Here is a 21002-nt window from a genome sequence, read left to right as displayed (position 1 = left end):
GACCCAAATTAATAGGTCACCCAGAAGTCAAACATGGTTTTATCAAATTTGCTGGGATTGCTTGTGGAAACGGAATTCTTATTCACAAAGTGACTAAGAGCAAAAAAACTGTTCTCGGCCATTTTATAAGCCACTCTCACTTTAGACCCATTGGAGTCTGTCTTGCCTCCGGCAAAGTCCGAATCGATAAACACCCCCACCGCGGCATCTTTTTCAATATGCCGATAGTTAAGGTCGAATTTAAAATCACCCACGTTTTTGGTGGATCCCAAACCCACGCCCACATAATATCCCGTGTTGTCTGTATCAATGGCTGAGTTAAAAACATACTGACCACAAAGGGACAGCGGCCCCCATGCCGTGCTCAATGCGTAATCAAAACCCACCTCATTAATATCGTAGTCAAAAGAATAGAGCCCACCAGAAACTGTATTATTATTTTCATATCCCGAGTAAAACGCGGCAGAGCCCTTTGCTCCCAAATAAGAATACCTGGCCAACTCTAAGGACATTTTATGAGATCCCATTTCAGACTTCACTCCCACCTGGCCGCCAACCAGGTGAGCGTCATCGCCTCCGGAATCTTCTTTTAACCAAAAATTAAATGCGCTAAAAAAAGGTTTCCAGGTGGAACCCATTTCATACTTCACAGCCACACCTTCTGGAGTCACATCATGATCAAATATCAAATCGCTGTTGCCTGGTTTATAAAGCGGCAGCGGCACTTTGCCCGCATGCACTTGCCCGCCTGCCATCGGCTTCCAATCAATGTAGGCAAGACTAATATTAAATGGTTTTTTCGAAAAACCGTCTGATAATTTTTGATTCATGCCCCGGGGTTGGCCATCGCCTGAGGTGAACTGTAACTTGGCCTCTGTGGTGTCGTTGACCTTAGTGAGTGCATTGAAACGCACGCGAAAGGAGTTCCATGGGCGATACCGCTGCCCCTCAACTTGTCGACTTTCGTGTCTGTAACGTAAGTCACCATTGAAAGATAAGCTTTCAGGAAATGCGGCAAAACTAACGTTGCCAATAAACAATAAAATGAATCCTAATACGCTACTCAGTGCCCGCATATAAATACCCGCTCTTTCAGTTAAACCTATATTTTGGTGCAATTGTAACGGGTTTTATGGGTCGATCAAGAGTTGCTTGAGTTTCACCATCAAGCATCAATTCGATGGATCATACAGAATGTCACATCATCCACCATTTCAAAACCGGCATCGATTTTATCATCAATTTCTTTGCCTAAATTTCGAACAAATTGGCCAGGAGAAGCCTTATTCGGAAGATTTCGTGCAATATAACGCTCCAAATGTGATGATCCGCCCATATAATCGGCAAGCCCATCAGTAAAGACAAAAAGGGACTCGCCCTTGTCTAACACGAACTCGCCTTCAGAAAATGCCGCAGGCCTTGCCACCGCCCCCAGACGTCCATTGTTGGGCTCAAAAATGGGGTGAAGGTCTCCCCGCTTCATATCAGAAAACACTCTTGGAATTTTATAAGGGGGATCGTGACTGGCCAGCGAATACCGCACCACACCTGTGGCCTTATCCATAGCGCACAAAAAGAACGTCATGAATATCTTCCCCTCAGAGGCTTCGGCGATCACTCGATTAAGGAGCCCCATCACCTCCTTGGGCTCGGGTTCACCAATTCGCTCCACCACCATGGCGACGGTTTTGGCAACGCTTGTGATTAACGCCGCCGGCACCCCATGCCCGGTGGCATCCCCCATCCAAAAATACACCTTATTATCTGTTTCATGGTAGTGCCACCAATCCCCCCCGCACTCAGAGGCGGCCCGATAATAACCACACACGCCCACCGGGCCTAACTGGGCCGACTCGGGTGGAAAAATCGATGCCTGCACCTGTTGAGCCGCCTTTAACTCCGACTCCATGCGGGCTTTTTCCACCTGCTCGTCCGTCAACCGCGACACTTCTTCAGCCATGGCGTTAAAACTATTAGCCAAGTCTCCTATTTCATCGCGGGATCTCACATTCACCCGCACGGAGTAGTCTCCACGAGCTAACTGCTGAGTGGCCGCTGACAACGCCTGTAATCCGCCTATGGCGCGATCAGAAAGCAATACGGCCATCAGTGCTGTTATCAACATAAATAACGACGTGATGGTTACACTACTCATGGCACTGGCTCGAATAAACGAAGTGATGTCTTCCAAAGAAAAGGTCACAAGAATATAACCAAAAACGTCTTCTTCACCTTTTTGCATAACGCCGCCAATTTGCAGCAGTTCACCTTCTTGATAAACCACCCATCCCCGTGAATCCATAATGGCATCTAAACTTCGATGGGATATTCGCTTTTTATCAGTCGAAACTCCTTCGCCTCGTTTCCAGGAGTAAAGGGGAAGGCCTACGCGGTCGGTGACTCTGATACTATCGATATTGGGATTCACGTCGGCGGAGGAAAGAATCTCTTGAATGGCTTCTATGTTTTGAGCCTCAATCTGATCCCGGATGGAGTTGGAAATAAACTGGCTGGTTTTTTTGGCGCTATTTGTAAAGGTTGTTAAAATCCGTTCGGATTCGGAGATCACCTGAGTCACGGCCAAACTGCCGCCTAAGCCAAGCACGATAATCAAGGTGTAAGCCAACATTTTGGCTCGTATAGGAAACCGTCGCAACATGACCGCCTAAAACCTTTCAGACATTAATAAGCCCAATCATATTTAACGGTCATGGCCCGGTCAATAAAAGCCGATAAACTTTCTTTAACCCGATCCCTTCATCAAGGCCGTCACTTCGCTAGTGACGGCCCTCTCATTTTTAATTGTACAGAGGAACGAGAAAGACTTCTTCACTTCGAGCTTTTCCATAAGAATCAGATATAGAAATGCCCTGCAAGCTATATTCGTTGCCTGGCACAAGCCCCCTGATCACCTGGGAATGACTGGTTCTTAAAACATTGTCGCTATCTGTGACGGTCTCCTGCCCCGTGCCCAAATCCACAATTCGAACTTGAGCTGTTGAAGGGATGTCTGTGGTCCAGGATACAGTGATTTCACCATCAAGACTGTCAATCACGGTAAATTCAGTGATCAAAGGCATTTCGCCCTCTACGCAAGGGTTAAACCCCGCTCCCGCAGGAAGACGAAAATTCTCAGGCTCCCACACCTTCCATCCGCGGTTCATCAAATCCAAATAAGCTTGTTGGGGCTTTGAATTGTTTGTGGAATCAAAAAACAGCGAATTGCCCTGGCGACCACAAAGGGGCTCGGCCTGCCGCTGTTCATCTACTTTTCGCCAAAGCGGCACTAAAGAAATGTGGTATCTTGGCCCTTGATAGTAATCAATTTCCATAGGAATCAATGAGTTATGATCCACATATAAAGTGCTTGTGGAACAACCCATGCGGGTGGGATGATCTCCATCATTGGCCACAAGCTCTCTGGCCGTCCCTTCCCCATCACGCACGCGAATGATGGTGCCATCATCAGACAATACTGCAAATTCATACACACCGGGCTCGTCAGCCTCGCCTAACTGAAAGTGAGTATTAAAACGCAGCCCAAAATACTCGACTAGGTCATTACCCTGGTCGTCTTTCACCATAACTCCGGTTTCGGTAGGAAACCCTAAGCTAAAAGCCCGAGTAGGTACATTTAGTGCACTATAAAAAAGGTCAAATTCAGCCTTGGTGCCGTGATCCATGTAGTCTTGAACTGCATCGTAGTTGGTGCCGTTTGTGTAAAACAGCTCAGCCTTGAGACCATACCCCAAACCCAAACTGCCCGAGTTTCCCATAGGGTCACAGACCAGGTTATTGAGTTTATAAATATTCACATCGTGAGCCGATGTACCCAGGTCTTGTTTTGAAACATTGGTCGCCCCAATGAGATGGGTGTCTGAACAGCCTGCCACCATTAGTCCCAAAACCCCAATTGTCCACAAAGAAAACGCCTTGCTTTTCATAAGAAACCTACCTATTGCAATTTTTATTATTTAAAGTTTCTATTCATTAATCAGATTTACAGATCACTTCTACACGTCACTTTTAAGCTTAAGCGATCCCTGATTTGGGTACAATTTTTCAGAAATTCCCATCCCGAGATGGGGCACTAAAAGATAGACGAAAAAATGATTTTTTCATCAAAACGAAGGTCGACCAAAGTCCTGTAAAACATATGGCCATTTTGTTTTAGTTTGCAGCCTTTCGGCCCCACATTGCCGCAACACTTAAACCTACTAGGCATGAGGCAAACTATCAAAATCTCTTGCTGCCGTTACTGACAACAACAGGTCCTTGCTAGCTAAGATTGTGGCTTTCTTAGATAAATAGAGCTCACGATTGACGTTGAGAACCTCAGACACCATGCCTTCTCCAAGCCTCGCTTGCCCATTGAATTTATGAACGGATCGCATGACCTGGTCGTATTGTTCGCGACTTAGTTTTAACAATTGCGCCAACTCTTCAAATACTACCGACGCTTCTTTCACTTGAAAAATTGCGTCTAAAGCTTCGTAGAATTCTTTGATTTGAAACCGAAAACTTTGATACTGAGACTCCACGTCGTCATCTATGGCACTTTCGAACTCTTCGAGGTCGTGACGAATGTCCTTGACACATTTTACAGCTTGCACACTGTTTCTAACAACAGACAACGACCGAGCCAATTTCTCGGACTCGTCGGGTTGCAGAGGTTCACCCTGAAGGTGCGTCACATAAGAAAGGATCTCGCCCTCAAGGCGCTTTAGTAACTCGTACTCTCGTGTAAAGCTATAACTAGATATTAAATCGGTGGGACCGCCTTCTGAGGGCAGACTTGGCCAGGTGGAATACGAAGTGGTCAACTTAAAAACATGGCTGTTAATAGACACCACCTGACCCATCAAATGCCGGCCTTCGTTATACAACGCCTCAAGCGCCGCCTCAGGAACCGTAACAGGTACCTTTGATAAATACACCCCCACGCTGTCGCTCTCGTCCTTGAATCGATTCTGCAAAAACCGAGAAAATCCCCCAAGAAACGGAATAAACAATAAAATGCCCAAAAAGTTAAAGGCACTGTGAAAAGCCACCAGCGTAAAAAGAGGATCAGATACCCCTACAATAGAGGTGAGCCCTTGCAACAGCGGAACTAGAACCGCAAAAGCGGTTAAATCTGTGATGAGATTAAAAAGAAAGTGGGCCAATGCCACTCGTTTTTTCTCTGGTATACCGCCCAATGACCCCAACATCGCAGTGGTTGTTGTTCCTAAATCGGCACCAATCACAATGGCCGCCGCGGCCTGCAGTGGGATGACTCCGGCGTCGATCGCACTCAGGGTGATCACCATCATGGCGGAGCTTGATTGTATGAAGGCCGTCAGCACAAAACCGAGAACGAGAAAAACTACAGCGGGTGCCGCAGCGAACTCGGACACATCCACCACTTTTGCCAAGTCCACCATCCCGGCTTTCATAAAGTCGAGGCCAAAAAATAAAAACCCAAGACCCGCCAGCAGCAAAAACACCTGCCGCAAAATCTTAAGCCTCGCAAACAAAATGGCGCCCAGTGTCCCCAACGTAAGTAGAGGCAATGAGACTCTAGCTACCTCCACTTTAAAACCTACAGCGGCCACAATCCAACCCGTAAAAGTTGTGCCCAAATTTGAGCCAAGTATCACACCCAAGGCATGGCGCAAATCCAGCACGCCGGCGCCGACAAATGCCAGCACCATCAGCATCACAACACTGCTGCTTTGCAGAATGGCGGTGGCTACCGTTCCGCCGAGAATGGCCTTTAACATGTTGCCTGTTTGCTTTCGCAAAAATTTTTTAAAGGATCGCCCGGCGATTAGCTTTAACGAACTTTCAAGCTGAATAAGACCAAAAAGAAATAGTCCGAGGCCAGCTAAAAACTGCCACACATCAATGGATGCCATTAAATTTCATCCTCGACTTCAATAGGTTTTAACAAAAATTTGTGAACAGGACGGTATTCTGGGGCAAAATCTCTACGCTGAACACTCTCAAAAAGCCAGACTTCTTTGGCCGAAAGCGCACCAAATTTTTTTCGCACAAAGGGCGAGAACAAATCTCTGACACTTCTTGTTTTTCGGATACGTCCCACGGTGAGGTGTGGGTGAAACTCTCGTGCGTCTTCTTCTCCGCCCCACTCTAAAACCGCCTCATCCATGGCCGATTGTAAATGGCGAAGAGCCAATTTATTTTGGACGCCCGCCCACAGCACGCGGGCATGATTGTCATCCGGAAAAGCACCGAGGCCCTGCACCTTTAGTGAAAAGCCTGCCGTATCGCTTAAGATCGGCTCAACTAAACCCACAAGGTCTGAAATTCTATCTACGGGCGTTTCTCCCAAAAACCTTAAAGTGATATGTAAATTTTCTTCAGGTACCCATTGAACTTCAATATTTTTCTTATCTGCATTGGCCTTAAGCTTTTTCATGGTGTCCTGAAAGGCCAGCCCCAAATCACTTCCCATCGGAATACCGAAGAACAAACGTTTTTGCTGCATCACTTCCTCATTTCTCTATGATGGCCCACTTGATAAGACGGAGCCACGCACATCACTTTCTCTGTAAGTGGTGCAACCTTTTAAGTTCAACTTGAACGCCCAATCATAGACCATGGCAAAGTCGTCGAAGCTCAAAGCCTTTGGCACATTGATCGTTTTAGAAATGGAATTATCCACATAAGGCTGAAGGGCGGCCTGCATTTTCAAATGGACTTTTGGAGACAAATCATAAGCCGTGACCATATGCTGAGGCATCGGGGCACCTGGATATACCTCTTCCCAAATTTGCCTGGCGAAATCGCGCACCACATAATCTTTAAAGCGGTCATTTTGTTGCAAAATTTTTCTTGAATATTCTGTAGCAAAAATTGGTTCAATGCCACTGGATACATTATTTGCCAATAAACTGATCGTTCCCGTTGGAGCAATGGCCGTGAGGTGACTGTTTCGCAATCCAAAATCAAATATTCCTTGCTGAATATCCAAAGGCAGAGTTTGAACAAAAGCCCCCTCTAAAAACTTGGCGCGGTCAAACTGCGGGAAACTCCCTTTTTCTTGAGCCAACTGAATCGAAGCCCGATAGGCCTCATGGCAGATCATCTTCATAACTGAGGACGCCCACTCACAAGCCTTATCGTCACCATAATTAAGGTTCAACATGGTCAAGGCATCGCCTAAACCCGTCAGTCCGAGCCCAATTCGCCGAGCCTTTAGAACTTGCGCTCTTTGCTGACCCAACGGATAGTGAGAAATATCTAACACATTATCCAGCATGCGAACATACACGCCAATCATCGATTGGAGTTTGGCAAAATCAAAGGCCGCCGATGACCGAAAGGGGTCTAGAATAAACTGCGTCAGATTCACTGAACCCAAATTACAAGCACCATAAGGCGGAAGCGGTATTTCACCACAAGGATTGGTGGCCGTGATTTGCTCGTCGTACCACAAGTTGTTTTGCTGATTGATACGATCGATGAATAAAACACCCGGCTCTGAATACTCGTAAGTCTGCTTTAATATTTTTTTCCACAAATCCCGAGCCCGAATTTTTCTACAAACACGGCACCTGGTCACCTCACTCTGACCCGACCACCGGCGTTCCACATACTCCCCGGCAGCGTCGTCTCCCTTCTCCACAGGAAACACCAAAAGCCACATTTCGTCTTTTTCTACGGCTTGCATAAATGCATCGGTGACCAATACCGAGAGGTTGAAATGTTTCAGCTCCCCAGAAAAACTTTTTGCGGTAATAAAATCTTCGATATCCGGATGATCACACCTAAGTGTGGCCATCATCGCTCCGCGCCGGGCCCCCACTGTCAGAATTGTGGCGCACATGGTGTTCCATATTCTCATAAATGAAACAGGCCCCGAGGCCACTCGACCGGTCGCATGCGCTAAAAAGCCCTTTGGTCGAAGCGGTGAAAAATCATAACCCACACCACCACCTTGCTGCATGGTGAGAGCCCCTTCTTTGAGCCCCTCAAAGATCCCTTCCATAGAGTCCCCTAGGGTTCCCATAACAAAACAATTTAACAATGTGGCTCTGTGAGTGGTGCCGGCATTGGCCAGAATGCGGCCCCCTGGCAGAAAAGAAAAACTCTGAAGCGCCTTTAAAAATGCATCTTGCCAATTGACTTTGTTCACTTCGTTGGCGGCCAGCGCCCTGGCCACTCGCTGCCAGGTATCTTCGATGGTTTGATCGCGCACTTCACCCGACTCCACCCAACGGTACTTTTGTTGCCAAATGTGTTGGGACAGACTGATCTTAAAGGGAGATTCTGGCGAATTGTTTTTCTTCATATTTAATTTCTAACAATGTCTCTCTTTGATTTCTACCTAAAAAACAAAAGTTGCTGAAGTTCTCCCCATGTGGCTATAATTTCTTTTGTGGCAGATACACTCACTCGACTTCAATACACTTGGATTCTTCGCGGATTTGGCTTAGCCAAAATTCCCATGCTCGCTTTTTTGTGGCCAAAAATTGAGTCCATTGAAGGCAGCAAAGTGACTGTGCGAATTCCGTTAACCAAACGCTCAAAAAATCATGTTGGCTCCATGTACTTTGGAGCCTTGGCCTGCGGCGCCGATTTATCCGTAGGCGCCCTGGCTCTGTTTCACATGCGAAGTCTTAAGATTTCATTGCACTTTGTGTTTAAGGATTTTACCGCAGAATTTTTAAAGCGAGCCACTGAAGACGTCTTATTTATTTGTAACGAAGGGGATGCAATCAGAGATTTAGTTCTGCAAGCAAACAACAGCGGCGAAAGGGTGCACGCCACTTTTAATGCCTTTGCGGCTTTAGCTAGTTCTCCCCACACTCCCATTGCCCAATTCAAACTCACTTTGTCACTAAAGAATCCAAACCCTTAAAAGCTAAATGCCTGAGTTTCTACATTTCTTGTAATTGACTGCCCCTCGAAGTGCTCCTTGGGCATTGTGTAAATCTTGAAAAGCCCGCTGCAACCCTTGTCTACCCAAAGGCGAGAACCAATAAATCCAAAACTCTCAGGAATCTGGCAATGTTCTGTGACTTTTGAGGCGATGGGGACCACATCGACAATGGGGTAAGGCGAATCCACCGCGCAGGTTTTAAACACCAACGGGTCACTTTCACAGTTGACGTCCATTGACTCGGCATAACGACCTTCGTCCATGGCCATATTACTTGAGTCGCTCCCGATGACCACTCGCTTCAGCTTCAATTCTCCTGCCACTTCAACTTCCATCTCAGAAAGTAGAGATTTGCTTTCAGACGTTGGATTTAACAACACTAAGAAATCCACTCGGTGATAGGATTTTTCATTATTTTCTTTAAACGACAACAAATCGCCGGGTACAGGCTTCCACTGTGACTCCCACTGTCCTAAGCTCACCCTCACCTCAGAATCAGAATTCGCGAACTTGGACTTGGCGATCACCTGTACCCGGACTAACTGAGAAGAATTTTCTCGTAACATGTTGGGGGCGAAATGTTGAAACTCGGCCAAAGGCAAAAAATGATGCCCTCTTATATGAGAATCACCAAATTCGAGTATCAATGTGTGCGGATGCTCACCGGCATGAACCATCGCGGTTAACATAGCTTCGGTGATTAGGATCAGCACCCATCTTATCAACATCTCAGCCCCCGATTTTTGGTGCATTCAAAACTCTAAAGAAAAGAAGAGCATAAACGGGGCCAAAGCCAAATCTAAGCAAATGCAAACACACAGGCTTCTCTGCAACACCCTGAAACAACAGGCGTAACGTTTTTTAACAGAGTCACCTATTAAACTCGCCTATTTAACTGAACCATTTAACAAGCCCAGCAACTTCTCATTATTAAGCGATCGGGCAAGATCAACGGCCGTTGCACCCGATTTGTCTTGAAGATTCACCTTGGCTTTTGCTTTTAGTAACCATTGCACCATATTTTCGCTGCCATTAGACACCGCTTCCATCAGGGGTGTTCGCCCATCAAGACGTTGATGGTTCACCTTGGCCCCCATTTTATTAAGGTATTGCGCCAACTTCCGAAAATTATTTTTGACCGCCACATAAAAGGGGCTCTCCCCTTCAAAATTTTGAACGTCGATCTTAGCCCCTTGAGCTTTCAACGCCTTAACCATATCCAACTGACCATACTGGGCGGCCACGATCATGGGCGTGTCGCCAAAATCATCCGTAACTTCAAGGTTCACCTTTTTTTGTAGGTATATATTTAGAATTTCTATTTCGCCCCGCGGGATACTAAAAAACACAGGGGTCCAACCGTCTTCGGCTTCAGCATCAAGAGCCGAGCCTCTGTTTATAAGCTGCTCCACAGTTTCAGCTGAAGCAAATCGAGTGGCCATCATTAACGGAGTAAAACCGAACTCGTTTTTTGACTCTAGCGGCGCCCCCGCCTTAATCAATAGATCCACTTCCTCCACACGACTTTTTTGAACCGCATAATGCAAAGCCGTAGCCCCCCAACGGTCTTTTAGTGAGACATCAGCCCCTTTTGATAAAAGGTACTCCACAACATTCTTGTGCCCATTGAAACAGGCGACCATCAACGCTGTGGTGCCTTGGGAATTTTGAATATTCACTGAAATACTCTGGCCCTCATGCTGACCGATGACCTTTTCTAAGTGCCCCCGAGCGGCCCACTTTACAATGGGAATGGCTCCTTCAGCTGGACCCATCTCAGGATTCAAATTCGGCTTGGGCTTTGATGCACAAGATGCCAAAAACAATAGAAAAAGAACACTCCACCTCATGACGATATGGTGCCAAGGCCGCCAATTTTTGTCACCCCTAAGAAATAAAAACACCTCTAACTGTACGAAATGCCCCCAAATGGCCTTAGATTTCGGCCCCTAACTTGCTCTAATCCCACTTAAAGCCCCAAACCTTTAGTGGGCAGTGAGATGACAAGGAGAATTCTCATGTCTAAGATATTTTGGTCCTATTTAGCCGCCATGGTGCTCATTAGCTCAATGACACTCTCATCGGCCCATGCCAACAATTCAGACGCTTTGGGCGACAAGATGGATACCTTGGATTTAGAGGAAGACGTCGAAGAAATGATGTCATACGGCGAAGGTGCTGCCATTGAATTAGAAAAGCAAGAAACACACCGCCTGAATAAAGACGCTCGTCAAAAAGAGCGAGACATTGAACGACTTCGACGAGACCGAGCGCGACTGGTTACAAAATCAGCCCACTTGCAAAAGCGATATGACAAATCACGTTCTTTTCAGAAAAAAGTAGCGGCCCAAGCGGAAGTAGAAATGAGCAAGCGAGACAAAATCGCTAAACAAGTGGAAGCCCTTGAAGCCAATGTTCGCCAAGTGGAAGAAAAAGCCGTTAAGGTGAAAGCCGACCGCGATCAGGCTCGCAAAGATATTAAGACTGCTGAGCGAGTGAAAACAGCCCTGACGAAGCGACAAAAAAATGCTCTTCGCATCATCAAAAAACACGAAAAAGCTCTTCGCGATTTGAATAAACAGCGTCGGGTCCTTAACAAAAGAAATCGAGAGTTGGGATACCGAACCTACGAGCTTGAACAAAAAGCTCAACAATTGCAAAATCGCGTTCAACAACTGCAAGCTCGCAACTAGTTATAAAATATATAAGGAAGGCGCCCATTTAGTGGGCCCTTTCTCGCAAATATCCTATAAATTTTAGAGTCATGCTGCATTATCTTGCAGAATTTTCATGTTTTGATTAGCTCTTGGGTAGTTTTTTAATCTCTCGGGGGGGAGTCCATGAAAAATACAAGAGCTGTATCAGCTGTTATCAGTACAATATTCATTGCCGCAGCGAGTCTTCTCGGGTGTGATAATTCCGCAACTTCGGTGAAGGCCTCAGAAAAGGTGGAGGAGTCATTTTCGGCCCAAGGCGTTGTGACGGCTTACCACAAAAACTACCATCTTGTTTTGAATAAAGGGGCACTTGATAAAGAGTACCTTATGCGAGCCTCGCTGATCCCACAAGCCGGCGCGCCGACCAGCCAAGGCCTACAAAGCCGAGTGGTGGCATTTAAAAAGTACAACGACTCTGTGTTTTTGATGGAAGCCACTCAAGGCCATGTGGTTACTGAGGATCTTCCTTCGAAGCTGATCTTGGCAGAGATTCCCATCGTGGAAGAAACCGACACCAGTATTATATTGGATTTTAACCAAGGCATGAACAAAGCCTTCGTGCTAGAAAACTGGTTTGCGAGCGACTACGTCCCTGGTTTTGGCCAAAGACCCGATCCCTATGAAACACTGCCGATTCAAACAAGCTTTATTGATTCCATTCGAATGGAGAACAACACGCTTGAAATCAGACAAATCGGACAGGTCAATGGTGTGGCATTGAAAGTTGCACCGGGTGATCTGGGACTCAACAACACCGCACCCTCTGTGGAAATTCGATACTTTATTTCGCCATACAAAAATAATCCGAACTTCTCGACAAAATACACCAGTGATTTTAAGTGGGTTGGCTTTTTTGAAGTGCCACCCTTTTATGAAGACGGATCTGGAAGAAACCTCATCCCGATTTCAAGATTTGACCACTCAAAAAAGATTCAATTTTACTATAGCGCGAACACACCTGAGGACTATAAGAGTGCGGTCAAAGAGGGCATCCTCTATTGGAACAAGGCCTTTGGCAAAGAAGTGATTGAAGTGGCTGAAGCTCCGGCCGGAGTCACAGCTCCGGCCGCACATCATAACCTTGTACAGTGGGTTCCGTGGGATTATGCTGGTTTTGCCTATGCAGATGCCTTGATGGACCCACGCACGGGTGAGATTCTCCACGCTCAAACTTACCTCACTAGTGCATTTGCTTTTGGCGGCCGACTTGATGCCAGACGCCTTCTTCGCCGGCTTAAAGACGAAGCCAAAAACCCAGAGAAAACCGTGGGCCATCGATTTTTACCAACGGCACGGTTGTGTCACTTGGATCTCAGTCGACATCTTATTCATGGGCTAGAAACGGCGCTGTCGTCTGGCGCGAGTGATGAAGCCTTAGCCCGACTCTCACAAGATTTTGTTCGAGTGGTTACCGCCCACGAAGTGGGTCACAACTTGGGGCTTCGCCACAACTTTGCCGGCACACTGGCCGCAAATATCACCAATGAAGAACGTGATGAACACTTCTATCACTATATATTAACGCGTGAAGTGCCGCATTTTCGACAAGTGACTCTCACCAGCACGGTGATGGACTACTTGGGTTTTGCTGACGATGTCATCACAGGTGCCATGATGCAAGACCGCCCCGATGCACTGGACTACGACTATGATGCCATTCAGTGGGGCTACAACAACAGGCCTCTGGCGAAGACCAATGAAACTTTGTTTTGTACTGACTCCCATGCCGGAAGTTATATTGATTGCAATCGATTTGACTCTGGCTCAGACCCCATGGAGTACGCCAACTGGAATCGCAAATCTGCCATTACAAAAATTGCGCAAGGACTCGTAGAGGACTACATCCGCGCCAAAACCCCGCTGAATGAAGAGGCCCGTAAAGAATTAACTGAAATTCTACCGGACCCACAAAGCGCTATTTCCCAATTTGTAAGTCCCCTTGTGAGTGCGGCCAGTTGGTATTCTGAAGGTGTGCAGTCCATTCAAATTGAAAGGCAGTTTCCTGCAGTAGGCGCTCTCAACTTGGACGAAGTGAATGCTATGCGCTTTGAACAAGTGAGAAAATTCACCAACAAAAACGGTGGCGTTGAAGCCATATTATTTAAATACCTGCCCAACACATCCAGTTCGGACCTCCCTATTGCTGAAGGTCTCACCGCCGCCCTTGAAGACTATTTGTCTCGGCCTGGGGTGATTCAAGGTGTGGGTGGCAATGGCGAGTCATACACTCTAACAGAGTCCGATTTGGCTCTCATCAGGGATACTGCCGAAAAATATTTCGCGGCCATCGAAGAGGGTCTCGTAAAGGCACAGCTTAAAGGTTTAGCTGGGGCTTCTGAATTTGTGGAGCCATCTTCACTTTACGCCATCGAAAGTCATCTTGGAAACATGGTCGAAGCTGTTCTCACTGCGGGAGTCCCGACCGAATTGCTTTCAGAAATAGCCAGCGAAATGAAGGAATCGTCCGAAAGCGATGAGGCCAAAAAAGAAGGTGAAGAGGACAAACCCAAAAAATGGGTGCCACCCACTTTTACCTATGACCTTGAGACCCGAACCGTGGCAGCCCAGCTTTTGACTTCACAAAAAGGGGATCTTGTGGACTGGTCCTATGAATCAAGGCAGCGCATTCAATCTCTTTATGTGAAAATCATTGAGCACGGCGTGGGCGAAAACTTTAAAGACATCAAAGAGGGCGAGCTATCACGACCCTTGCGGCAGTGGGTGATGCAACAAAAATCATTGCTCCCGCATCTGCAGTAAACGACCTCGGGGGCCCCTTTTGGGAACCCCCGTTTTTTTTTTACATCTAGTAACGCAGATTTGTTTTATCGGTCATTCGCAACTGTGAAGATTTAAAAAATTCATTTAATATTTCGGCCGCCTGGACATAGGTTTTACAACCACTGACTTTGGCAAACAGAGGATGACCAAAGTTTAACCACGGCGAGCTCACTTTTACAAAAAACAAAAATTTTCTTAAGCCCAAACTTTCAGCGAAGTATTTTTGATGTTCATTCAATAAAAATTTTAAGGCTTCACCATAAGCCTGCGCTTCTTCTTCGCCGGTTTTGGGTGGATCCCCACTAAACCCTGGCGGATTGGGCCATCCCCATTTCGCGCCCAATTGCCATAGCATCCACGGCCTTGCAGTAAGGGCTCGTCCAATCATCACGCCATCGCATCCAGTTTGCTCAAACATCTGTAGAGCATCTTCTGCCACCTGCACATCTCCATTACCAATAATAGGCACTGAAATACTTTTTTTAAGCTCAGCGATTTGCGACCAGTCGGCATTACCCCGTCGTTTTTGACCCGCTGTTCGAGGATGAAGGCAAAGCCAAGCGGCCCCAGCATCCACCAGCCCTTGAGAAAATTTTGACAAATAGTTGAAATCGCCCTGATCACCGGCACGCAACTTGACCGACACGGGACCCTTTGAATGTTTCACCGTCATCGCCACCACTTTTGCGGCATAGTCGGCATCTCCCATTAAGGCCACACCGTAGTTATGTTTGAGTGCCTTTTGAACGGGACAGCCCATGTTGATATCCACACCCACGGCACCCCAAGGCTCGAGTTTTCTAAGGGATCGCGAGATGTTGTCTTCATCATTGCCCAAAATTTGCGGCATTAAATGGGTTTCGCCATCAGACTTTAATGTTTCAGGAGTTTCTCCCACTTTTTGCAGCGGCAGGCGGCGACTATTGAGCATCTCAGTGGGCCATAGAGTCACAGCCCCCTCCGGCATGTAGCGACGAACCAGGCCACGCATGGCCACGTGAGAGAGCCCCACCATGGGAGCTAGAAATACAGGGAAGTTGACTCCCAGCTTAGAAAAAGTAGCGGGCACCAACGCCAAGTCCAGGAGCAATGCCAAGCCCAGGTGTCAAATGGACTGTCAAATCCAATTCGGCAAACGCCTCAATGGAAGGATTCTTCCAGCGATAACTCGCCCCCACCGGAGTTCTCACCCCCAGATGGGTGTCACCATCAAAGTTTTGATAAAACGCTCCGCCGACTCCATAATAAATATCAAGTTTCACGTCATCTATCAGTAGCACGTCCCGACGATTCCACAAATAAGTGCTATGAACATAAAACCAACCACTATCTAAGCTGTTCCAACTCAAGGCTCCATCAATAAACCGATCTGACTGCAGCCAATATTTTCCGCTAATAGCCGCAGGCACACCAATCAAAAGACCAAGCCCCACATCACCGGCTCGCCCCTGCACCGAGGTATAAACCGCATGCCCCGTTGATGAAAAAGACAACGAACTAAACATTAAAAAGAACACCAACACCCGACGAATCAACATAAACACCAACCTTTCTTTGGCCCTCACACCACCAGATCCAAATCAAACTCTAGAACTCCAGCCCCCCGCGCCGACCGAAGACCCAAGCCCGAGGGAGTCCCGCGGGTCCCGCTGTCGCTTTTGGCCGCATGTCGTCTTCGGATTGCGTCACTAGCGTGCCGCAACCCGGATACGCCATGCACAACGCGAGCGCAGGACCCGCGGGACTCCCTCGGGCTTGGGTCTTCGGTCGGCGCGGGGGGCTGAAGTTCGGTCTCCGGTGTATCACATCCTCCTTGTGACGCCAATTGACTCAACGCACACTCAGCGATATGGATAGCCGGGCATGCAAACAGAAACTCTTGCTTCACATTTAGGTATTGAAAAGCGTCTCAGGCATCTGGTTGGGGAAGCTATTAAAGATTATGCCATGATCACTGAGGGCGATCGGGTGATGGTTTGTCTTTCGGGTGGCAAAGACTCTTACAGCCTTTTAGATATCTTGCGAACTCTGCAGAAAAAAGCACCCGTCCAATTTAGTCTGGTGGCGGTTAACCTGGATCAAAAACAACCCGATTATCCAGCTGATATTCTGCCGCGGTACCTCGAGCAGTTGGGCATCGAGTACCACATACTGGAGCGCGACACTTACAGTGTGGTGAAAGAAAACATCCCTGCAGGTAAAACCATGTGCTCTCTGTGCTCGCGTTTGCGCCGAGGAATCCTCTATGGGTTTGCTGAAAAAATTGGCGCAACTAAGATTGCGTTGGGACATCACTGCGAAGATCTACTGGAAACATTATTTTTAAATATGTTTTATGCCGGCAAATTAAAAACTATGCCGCCAAAACTTCGAAGTGACGATGGAAAACATATCTTGATTCGGCCCCTCGCCTATTGCCCCGAGCCGTTGATTGCTCAGTTTGCAGAGTCGCGGCAATTTCCCATTATTCCCTGTAACCTTTGCGGCTCGCAGGAGAATCTGCAACGAAAGGTGATCAAAAAAATGCTGCAACAATGGGAAAGCGCCACCCCCGGCCGCTTGGATCAAATCTTGCGCAGCTTAAAAAATGTGGTTCCCTCTCACTTGGCCGACACTCAGTTATTTGGCTTTGCTGACCTTGTGCCAATGAGCGAAAGTGAGTCGTCGTTATGCTCCGATTCGCCCTTGCGCTAGCCCTTATTTTTGTCCATGGCCTTTTTGCCAAAGCCGATGGCAATCAGTGGTTTGAACCACACGGCTCGCCAATGGCCATTGCCCTTGTTGTGCATGGTCTGAACTCTAAACCTTCCGGCATGGACTCTTTGGCTCAGGCCTTGGCTGAAATAAAAATTGCCGCCTACCGGGTGAGTCTGCCGGGCCACTTTGGGCCTTTAAACAACATGAAGACCGTCACTCGCGCTCAATGGACAGAGTCATTTTTTGAATTCTACTCCGCTGCAAAAAGCCGAGCGGCAAAAGACCAGGTCCCTTTGTATTTTGTGGGTAACTCGCTGGGGGCGCTTATTGGTCTAAGCCTGCAGCTAGAAAAAAATCCGCAGAAACAAATTCGGTTTGATAAAATGGTGCTTTTAGCCCCAGCTATTACACCGAAGTTTTTTACCCGATGGGTGAAGATGTTTGGTCTTTTTGGAGATGACTATATTTTAAAGAGCTGGTCGCCTGAATCGTATCAAGCTCAACTTGGCACCAGTGTCGCCGCTTATAAAGCCCTATTTGCCCTTGTTGATGAAGTGGAGCAAAAAGCCAGACCTCAAGAGCTTGATGTATCCACTTTGGTATTTATTGACCCTAAGGATGAACTAGTCAGCTTTGAAAAACTTAAAAAATTTATTTCCGCCCATTCACTCAAGCGCTGGAAAACCGTCCCTGTCAGCAACGATGGCTCGTCGCTTAAGGGAAAATATCACCATTTAATTATTGACGAAAAATCAGTGGGCCCCGAGCAGTGGAAAAAAATGTTAAAAGACATTGAAATTCATTTGGGCGCAGAATCTTAGCAGATTAAAAATACTCGTGACGAGGTGAAGGGCCCGCTTTTCACATTTGAAAATCAGGCCCCCTATTAATTAATTTATACTTCTTGCGGCAATAAACCAACTAGATCACCCAAGCCGCTATCAGATCCATCTGGGCCAAAACCCAAAAGATCGATAAAAATGCCGGCCACGCCACCGCGAAATTGTGATAAAGCCACGCGCAAAAGAAGATTCAAAATGGGATTTCTTTTTACCTTCTTAATCACATCATCGATTTTTACGATGAGTTTTCCGGCTTTGTTTTTTACTCGCCCAACAGCAGCGTCCACTTTAGCTTCTAAATGATCCAATCGATCATTAAGATCTGCTATTTGTGAAAGAGCCAATTGGTGAGCCGGATTGTCTGGCGAAAGCATCGCCAATCGACTATCTATTTTAATGCGAGCTTTATCAATAGCTGTTCGCGCTTTATCCAGTCGCGTATTTAGTTGCCCAAGAACATCACGCAAACTGGTCTGCATATCGCCCAACAATATGCTGGTGATGCTCCCGAAGTTCACTTTGAAGGCATCTGAGTTGGTGATGCCGTCTATTTCTGAAACACTCGCTTCAATGGAAGCCTCAAGACTGAGGGCTTCAGCATTCACCGCGTCCAAGCCCAGGTCCACGTCCATAGCCTCTGAACCTGTGGTCACTGGATTTTCAGAAATGGGTTCCATATAGTTTTGACATCCACTAAGGCCGGCACCCAATAACAATGCCAAAGCGATGAATTTAATCTTTGTTCCTTTCATAAGTTCCCCCACATTTTAAAATTTTTGTCCTTGTCCGCCACGCCTCTTCCTTGAAACGCTAGCCGAGGACGATTCAATGATGATTCATTGCAACCGCTATTCCGCCACAGGAGCGCAAAAGCGGGAGGAAACTCGGTTTTATCGTCAACTTGTTCTTGGCTGTTTGATACCTAGACCTTTTGCCAGTCTTTCTGGACTTTCATCGCGGATTGTTTTGATACGAAATGGCTGCGACGCTTTTCAATTCGATACATGACTACATGTGTTACTTGATGATGTAGAAATATTTCTTCGGCGATCCCCCTCAAACTGCGGGGAATTCGTCAAACTTGTTTGCTGTTTTTCAAAAAACCCTACCTTTAGCCAGCTATCAACTTGTGAAATATATGGGATTCTTAATCAAGATGAGACTCTAGATGCATTCTAGAAAACATTGCTGCAAATCATTACCAATTTAAAGCGAGCCCCCTGGTATGAGCGACACAGTAAAGTTTAAATATCACTTTGAAAGTGATAATGGAGATTCGTTTACCTTCTCCTATGAAATTAATGACGATTCACTGACTGTGATCAACAAAATTTCAGAACCTCTGCCTGAGTGGACTAATCTTGATTTTGAAAAATGCTCGCACTGCCCCTTAAGCTCTGAAGACAATCCCACCTGCCCGGTGGCTAAAAACCTACTCCCCGTGATTCATGCTTTTAGGGACAAGGTATCGCACGAAACCTCTCGCGTGGTTGTTACCTGTAACGAGCGTCACTACGCCAAAAAGACGTCGTTACAAGTGGGCATGCAATCTATTTTGGGCCTTGTGATGGCCACAAGTGGCTGCCCAAATATGGGATTTTTTAGATCCATGGCTCGCTTTCATTTGCCCTTTTCTGATGTCAATGAAACCTTGGTTCGGGCCACGTCTCATTATTTGTTGGGCCAGTATTTTGCGATGAAACGCGGAGAGGCTCCTGATTTTGAGCTAAAAAACCTACCGCGCCACTACGATGCCGCCCACCATGTGAACCTCGGCATCCTCGAGCGTCTACGAGTGGCCACCCAAAAGGATGCTGGTAAAAATGCCATCGTTATTTTAGATAGCTTTGCCTACCTGGTTAACTCTGACATCGAAGAAGATCTGGCCTCTATTGCCAAATATTTTTCTTAAAAAATTATTTATTTTCTAGCTGCTGAATGCGCGCTTCGAGGTCGCGAATGCGCCGTTCAAGATCTAGTACGGTATCGGCCGTCGGTACATATATGGTGGAACCCGTAAACGAACATATATACCCAGAGCCGTTTGTGCCACCGTTAAAATACCTCCACGAAGAACAAGGGCGTATGGTTTCTGTTCTCAATATGGAGTAGTCTTCTTGGTCATCACCCGCAAAAACTAAAATGGGTAAAGCCATTAGCGCGGCAAAAATTAAATATTTCATAGTTCTCCCTCCTGTTTCCACCTGACGGTAAACCGGTTTGGAGAAAAAGAAAATGGGCAATTATTTTTGCTATGTGTTACATGGGCTGCAGATTGACCAGAACGATCTGGGGCCGCCGGTTACTGGTCGTGAGCGTGATCGTGCCTGTATCCACAGTGGTGTCGGTGGTGGTTTTATATCCAACTATTTGTGAGGCCTGGTTGTTAAATTCTTGCGTGCCTACGGTCGTCCACTCAGGCTCTGTAATTGCCAATGTGTTGCTACCAATCGGATCACCAAACCCGCCTACTAATATTGTAAGACCGGACTCTACGCCGGCTAGGCTTGCTGACGCGCTTGTCGAACTTGTTGCGCTATCGGTAGCTGTACCTGAAAAGGGGCTTGCTTGGCTCACACCTGAGAAAAAGGCACAATAAACACCGTAGGAGTCTAATGTACCCGAGTGGGCAATAGAAAGAGATGACCCTGTGGCATTTTGAATATCTGCTTCTGACAGAAACCATACATCTGATCCCGTACCATATCCGCCGCCCGTTTTATTAGATACCGCCTCCGCCACTTGTGCCAGCGACTGCCCACCCCAACTCACTGATGTCACAGCTTTCGGATTCCCTGACGTGTACTCTGTAGTAATGGCCACAATCATTAAGCGATTGGTGTTAGCTACGCCTTGTTCAAGGCACGTTGTGCCACTTTGCCAACTGCCTTGCAGTTCCACATCAGTGCAATATCCCGTGGTGTTTGCGGGCGATCTCCCTGGCAGATCCGGCGGTGGCTCAATGGGATCAATGGGTGCTTCGCATTCACTGGTCGCCTGTACCACTTGCGCTCCCAAATCAAAGTTGTGGCAGGCCAAAAGCGGAAGAACTAAAATGGTAAATACAAAATACTTCAT

General features: G+C 46.9%; 19 protein-coding genes. 6 read left to right on the top strand and 13 right to left on the bottom strand.

All coding sequences use genetic code 11. The features are described 5' to 3' along the window. Positions 1 to 8 precede the first annotated feature (8 nt). The 6 genes from H6626_02160 to H6626_02135 form a co-directional block, all read right to left on the bottom strand. Positions 9 to 1076 (bottom strand): putative porin, encoded by a 1068-nt coding sequence (locus tag H6626_02160; protein USN47916.1) that lies wholly within the window; start codon positions 1074 to 1076, stop codon positions 9 to 11. Positions 1077 to 1165: 89 nt separating this feature from the next. Continuing rightward, positions 1166 to 2659 (bottom strand): SpoIIE family protein phosphatase, encoded by a 1494-nt coding sequence (locus tag H6626_02155; protein USN47915.1) that lies wholly within the window; start codon positions 2657 to 2659, stop codon positions 1166 to 1168. Between the two features lie 139 nt (positions 2660 to 2798). Further along, complete coding sequence (locus H6626_02150; protein USN47914.1) at positions 2799 to 3944, bottom strand: hypothetical protein; 1146 nt, start codon at positions 3942 to 3944, stop codon at positions 2799 to 2801. Between the two features lie 273 nt (positions 3945 to 4217). Then, positions 4218 to 5897: a Na/Pi cotransporter family protein gene (locus H6626_02145; protein ID USN47913.1), complete on the bottom strand. Its 1680-nt coding sequence runs from the start codon at positions 5895 to 5897 to the stop codon at positions 4218 to 4220. Then, positions 5897 to 6490: an RNA 2',3'-cyclic phosphodiesterase gene (gene thpR / locus H6626_02140; GenBank protein ID USN47912.1), complete on the bottom strand. Its 594-nt coding sequence runs from the start codon at positions 6488 to 6490 to the stop codon at positions 5897 to 5899. Before thpR ends, H6626_02145 begins: the two co-directional genes overlap by 1 nt. Positions 6491 to 6505: 15 nt before the next feature. Next, positions 6506 to 8296, bottom strand: a complete 1791-nt coding sequence (locus H6626_02135) for an adenosylcobalamin-dependent ribonucleoside-diphosphate reductase (GenBank protein USN47911.1) — start codon at positions 8294 to 8296, stop codon at positions 6506 to 6508. 69 nt (positions 8297 to 8365) lie between these two features. Between H6626_02135 and H6626_02130 the strand changes: the two genes are divergently transcribed. Further along, on the top strand, positions 8366 to 8866 hold the full coding sequence (locus H6626_02130) for a YiiD C-terminal domain-containing protein (protein USN47910.1): 501 nt from the start codon (positions 8366 to 8368) through the stop codon (positions 8864 to 8866). On the opposite strand, the gene H6626_02125 is transcribed toward H6626_02130, so the two are convergent. Next, positions 8863 to 9615 (bottom strand): hypothetical protein, encoded by a 753-nt coding sequence (locus tag H6626_02125; protein USN47909.1) that lies wholly within the window; start codon positions 9613 to 9615, stop codon positions 8863 to 8865. The genes H6626_02130 and H6626_02125 overlap by 4 nt on opposite strands. 159 nt (positions 9616 to 9774) lie before the next feature. Continuing rightward, positions 9775 to 10662, bottom strand: coding sequence for an ankyrin repeat domain-containing protein (locus tag H6626_02120; GenBank protein USN47908.1), 888 nt, complete (start codon positions 10660 to 10662; stop codon positions 9775 to 9777). Between the two features lie 243 nt (positions 10663 to 10905). Between H6626_02120 and H6626_02115 the strand changes: the two genes are divergently transcribed. Further along, entirely contained in the window at positions 10906 to 11580 is a 675-nt protein-coding gene (locus H6626_02115) for a hypothetical protein (GenBank protein USN47907.1), read from the top strand. 147 nt (positions 11581 to 11727) lie between these two features. Continuing rightward, positions 11728 to 14364 (top strand): zinc-dependent metalloprotease, encoded by a 2637-nt coding sequence (locus H6626_02110; GenBank protein ID USN47906.1) that lies wholly within the window; start codon positions 11728 to 11730, stop codon positions 14362 to 14364. A gap of 46 nt (positions 14365 to 14410) precedes the next feature. On the opposite strand, the gene H6626_02105 is transcribed toward H6626_02110, so the two are convergent. Together H6626_02105 and H6626_02100 are read right to left on the bottom strand one after the other, a co-directional pair. Continuing rightward, a complete protein-coding gene (locus H6626_02105; GenBank protein ID USN48930.1) occupies positions 14411 to 15400 on the bottom strand; it encodes a tRNA-dihydrouridine synthase family protein in 990 nt (329 codons plus the stop codon). Between the two features lie 34 nt (positions 15401 to 15434). Continuing rightward, positions 15435 to 15923 (bottom strand): hypothetical protein, encoded by a 489-nt coding sequence (locus H6626_02100; GenBank protein USN47905.1) that lies wholly within the window; start codon positions 15921 to 15923, stop codon positions 15435 to 15437. A 325-nt stretch (positions 15924 to 16248) separates the two neighbouring features. Between H6626_02100 and ttcA the strand changes: the two genes are divergently transcribed. After that, positions 16249 to 17079 carry a tRNA 2-thiocytidine(32) synthetase TtcA gene (gene ttcA / locus H6626_02095; GenBank protein USN47904.1) on the top strand — a complete coding sequence of 277 codons (831 nt, stop codon included), beginning with the start codon at positions 16249 to 16251 and terminating at the stop codon, positions 17077 to 17079. Continuing rightward, positions 17055 to 17903: an alpha/beta fold hydrolase gene (locus H6626_02090; GenBank protein USN47903.1), complete on the top strand. Its 849-nt coding sequence runs from the start codon at positions 17055 to 17057 to the stop codon at positions 17901 to 17903. Before ttcA ends, H6626_02090 begins: the two co-directional genes overlap by 25 nt. Positions 17904 to 17977: 74 nt before the next feature. Here the strand turns inward: H6626_02090 and H6626_02085 are convergent, their stop codons facing one another. Then, entirely contained in the window at positions 17978 to 18676 is a 699-nt protein-coding gene (locus H6626_02085; GenBank protein ID USN47902.1) for a hypothetical protein, read from the bottom strand. Between the two features lie 473 nt (positions 18677 to 19149). Here H6626_02085 and H6626_02080 point away from each other — a divergent pair, with 473 nt between their 5' ends. Continuing rightward, positions 19150 to 19836, top strand: coding sequence for a hypothetical protein (locus tag H6626_02080; GenBank protein USN47901.1), 687 nt, complete (start codon positions 19150 to 19152; stop codon positions 19834 to 19836). A 4-nt stretch (positions 19837 to 19840) separates the two neighbouring features. Here H6626_02080 and H6626_02075 read toward each other — a convergent pair whose 3' ends face one another. Both H6626_02075 and H6626_02070 read right to left on the bottom strand, forming a co-directional pair. Then, on the bottom strand, positions 19841 to 20107 hold the full coding sequence (locus H6626_02075) for a hypothetical protein (GenBank protein ID USN47900.1): 267 nt from the start codon (positions 20105 to 20107) through the stop codon (positions 19841 to 19843). Between the two features lie 76 nt (positions 20108 to 20183). After that, positions 20184 to 21002: a hypothetical protein gene (locus tag H6626_02070; protein ID USN47899.1), complete on the bottom strand. Its 819-nt coding sequence runs from the start codon at positions 21000 to 21002 to the stop codon at positions 20184 to 20186.

It is taken from the genome of Pseudobdellovibrionaceae bacterium (genome assembly GCA_023898385.1).
Lineage (GTDB): Bacteria > Bdellovibrionota > Bdellovibrionia > Bdellovibrionales > UBA1609.
The sequence above is the reverse complement of the archived record's forward strand: the minus strand, read 5'-3'. Positions and strand labels throughout refer to the sequence as shown.

What these genes read in the sequence shown, in the direction of transcription:
- H6626_02160 (USN47916.1), bottom strand. Translation starts at nt 1,076, where the DNA reads ATGCGGGCACTGAGTAGCGTATTAGGATTCATTTTATTGTTTATTGGC.
- H6626_02155 (USN47915.1), bottom strand. Translation starts at nt 2,659, where the DNA reads ATGTTGCGACGGTTTCCTATACGAGCCAAAATGTTGGCTTACACCTTG.
- H6626_02150 (USN47914.1), bottom strand. Translation starts at nt 3,944, where the DNA reads ATGAAAAGCAAGGCGTTTTCTTTGTGGACAATTGGGGTTTTGGGACTA.
- H6626_02145 (USN47913.1), bottom strand. Translation starts at nt 5,897, where the DNA reads ATGGCATCCATTGATGTGTGGCAGTTTTTAGCTGGCCTCGGACTATTT.
- thpR (USN47912.1), bottom strand. Translation starts at nt 6,490, where the DNA reads ATGCAGCAAAAACGTTTGTTCTTCGGTATTCCGATGGGAAGTGATTTG.
- H6626_02135 (USN47911.1), bottom strand. Translation starts at nt 8,296, where the DNA reads ATGAAGAAAAACAATTCGCCAGAATCTCCCTTTAAGATCAGTCTGTCC.
- H6626_02125 (USN47909.1), bottom strand. Translation starts at nt 9,615, where the DNA reads ATGTTGATAAGATGGGTGCTGATCCTAATCACCGAAGCTATGTTAACC.
- H6626_02120 (USN47908.1), bottom strand. Translation starts at nt 10,662, where the DNA reads ATGGGTCCAGCTGAAGGAGCCATTCCCATTGTAAAGTGGGCCGCTCGG.
- H6626_02115 (USN47907.1), top strand. Translation starts at nt 10,906, where the DNA reads ATGTCTAAGATATTTTGGTCCTATTTAGCCGCCATGGTGCTCATTAGC.
- H6626_02110 (USN47906.1), top strand. Translation starts at nt 11,728, where the DNA reads ATGAAAAATACAAGAGCTGTATCAGCTGTTATCAGTACAATATTCATT.
- H6626_02105 (USN48930.1), bottom strand. Translation starts at nt 15,400, where the DNA reads ATGGTGGGGCTCTCTCACGTGGCCATGCGTGGCCTGGTTCGTCGCTAC.
- H6626_02100 (USN47905.1), bottom strand. Translation starts at nt 15,923, where the DNA reads ATGTTGATTCGTCGGGTGTTGGTGTTCTTTTTAATGTTTAGTTCGTTG.
- ttcA (USN47904.1), top strand. Translation starts at nt 16,249, where the DNA reads ATGCAAACAGAAACTCTTGCTTCACATTTAGGTATTGAAAAGCGTCTC.
- H6626_02090 (USN47903.1), top strand. Translation starts at nt 17,055, where the DNA reads ATGCTCCGATTCGCCCTTGCGCTAGCCCTTATTTTTGTCCATGGCCTT.
- H6626_02085 (USN47902.1), bottom strand. Translation starts at nt 18,676, where the DNA reads ATGAAAGGAACAAAGATTAAATTCATCGCTTTGGCATTGTTATTGGGT.
- H6626_02080 (USN47901.1), top strand. Translation starts at nt 19,150, where the DNA reads ATGAGCGACACAGTAAAGTTTAAATATCACTTTGAAAGTGATAATGGA.
- H6626_02075 (USN47900.1), bottom strand. Translation starts at nt 20,107, where the DNA reads ATGAAATATTTAATTTTTGCCGCGCTAATGGCTTTACCCATTTTAGTT.
- H6626_02070 (USN47899.1), bottom strand. Translation starts at nt 21,002, where the DNA reads ATGAAGTATTTTGTATTTACCATTTTAGTTCTTCCGCTTTTGGCCTGC.